The sequence below is a fragment of the Craterilacuibacter sp. genome, assembly GCF_051659485.1.
Classification (GTDB): domain Bacteria; phylum Pseudomonadota; class Gammaproteobacteria; order Burkholderiales; family Chromobacteriaceae; genus Craterilacuibacter.
On the sequence record NZ_JBOFOO010000143.1, the window covers coordinates 1 to 2,030 of the forward strand.

General features: G+C 57.7%; 3 protein-coding genes. All 3 read left to right on the forward strand.

All coding sequences use genetic code 11. The features are described 5' to 3' along the window. Positions 1–147 precede the first annotated feature (147 nt). Positions 148–1,101: a thioredoxin-disulfide reductase gene (trxB, locus tag ACRC1E_RS04890; RefSeq protein ID WP_438513987.1), complete on the forward strand. Its 954-nt coding sequence runs from the start codon at positions 148–150 to the stop codon at positions 1,099–1,101. Between the two features lie 3 nt (positions 1,102–1,104). Continuing rightward, positions 1,105–1,731 carry a Smr/MutS family protein gene (locus ACRC1E_RS04895; protein ID WP_438513988.1) on the forward strand — a complete coding sequence of 209 codons (627 nt, stop codon included), beginning with the start codon at positions 1,105–1,107 and terminating at the stop codon, positions 1,729–1,731. 44 nt (positions 1,732–1,775) lie between these two features. Then, the coding region (locus tag ACRC1E_RS04900) for a peroxiredoxin (protein WP_438513989.1) at positions 1,776–2,030 on the forward strand (255 nt) is incomplete at its 3' end.

Below are 2,030 nucleotides of genomic sequence, written 5' to 3' on the forward strand. Positions count from 1 at the left end.
GTAACGAGGCCGCCGAGTTGGCTTGAATGGCATCCATCAGAAGCTTTCTATAGATTTGACCTATCAGAGCATACATCTCTTTAATCACACCATCAGTGGCAAGCTGATAAAATGCACTCAATCAATCGCCCAAACAGGACAACCATCATGAGTGCAAACCGTCACAGCCCGCTTCTGATCCTGGGTTCCGGCCCTGCCGGCTATACCGCCGCCGTGTACGCAGCCCGTGCCAACCTCAAGCCGGTACTGATTACCGGCATGGCGCAAGGCGGCCAACTGATGACCACCACCGACGTGGACAACTGGCCCGCGGATGTGGAAGGCGTGATGGGCCCGGAACTGATGCAACGCTTCTTGCAGCACGCCGAGCGCTTCGGCACCGAAATACTGTTTGACCAGATCCACACCACGCATATGCATGAAAAGCCTATCCGCCTAGTAGGCGATGCGGGCGAATATACTTGCGATGCGCTGATCATCGCGACTGGCGCTTCGGCCCAGTATCTGGGCCTGGCCTCCGAAGCCGCTTTCTCCGGCAAGGGCGTCTCCGCCTGCGCCACCTGTGACGGATTTTTCTACCGCAATCAGGATGTTGCCGTAGTCGGCGGCGGCAATACGGCAGTAGAAGAGGCGCTATATCTGGCCAATATCGCCCGCCATGTGACGCTGGTTCACCGCCGCGAAACCTTCCGTGCCGAAAAAATTCTGGTCGACAAGCTGATGGCACGCGTCGCCGAAGGCAAGATTACGCTCAAGCTGAATGCCAATCTGGACGAAGTGCTGGGTGATACTAGCGGCGTCACCGGTGCCCGACTGCGCTTCAACGATGGCAAGCACGAAGACATCCAGTTGATGGGTGTGTTTATTGCCATCGGCCATAAGCCCAATACCGATATTTTCAAAGGCCAACTCGAAATGGACAGCACCGGTTATCTGATCACCAAAGCCGGGCGTGACGGCAACGCAACAGCTACCAGTGTGGACGGCGTCTTCGCTGCCGGCGACGTGCAGGACCATATTTACCGTCAGGCTGTCACTAGCGCCGCCTCCGGCTGTCAGGCAGCACTGGATGCCGAGCGTTACCTCGACCAACTGAAGTAAGCTTTGAAATCGTATAAAGCCGAGCTAAAAAAGCTCAAGCAACAGGTCAGGCCCAAGGCCTTGCCTGTTGTGCGCCCTGCCCCTGCACCTCCGGAAGAACCGGACTTTGCCCTTCTGTTTGCCGATATCAAACCGCTCAAGCACGCAGCATACGCACCCGACACCCGTCCCAAACCGCCACACTGGCCGCGCTCGCCATCCGGCAGGCACCAAGCCGGCATTCAGGATCTGGACGCCGCACTGCTAAGTGAAATGACGGGCTGGTTCGAACGCGACGAGCAGCCAGACCAGCATCTGGCCAATGGCGTACCGCAAAGCACACTAAAAAAACTGCGCGCAGGCCACTGGCCGATAGTCGCCACGCTGGATTTGCACGGCACCAACCGCTACGAGGCACACAGCCTGCTGGCGCTATTTCTGCATCGCGCGCGCGCGCAGGGCAATTGCGTGCGTGTCGTGCACGGCATGGGTTACGGCTCGCGAGGAGCGCCGGTATTGCCGCGCATGGTCAGGCAATGGCTGGCGCATCACCCGCATGTGCTGGCATTTTGTACATCCCGCATCTGCGATGGCGGCGACGGCGCTTTACTGGTTCTGCTTAAACGCAGCCCGCTTGCATTTGACGACTGAAATAAGCAGAACGACAGCACCTTCACACTCAAAAGGATATCCCCATGGACGGCCAGATCTGCCCCGATTTCACCCTGCCGGCAACTTCCGGCTCATCTTTTACCCTGTCACAAGCCGGCAAACCGCTGGTGCTCTATTTTTACCCCAAAGACAACACCCCCGGTTGCAGCAATGAAGCGGCAGCCTTCCGTGACGTGTATGCCGAGTTTCAAGCAGCCGGTGTTGCTATTGCTGGCATTTCGCGCGACAGCCTCAAGTCGCACGAAAACTTCAAGGCCAAGTTCACGCTACCGTTTGAG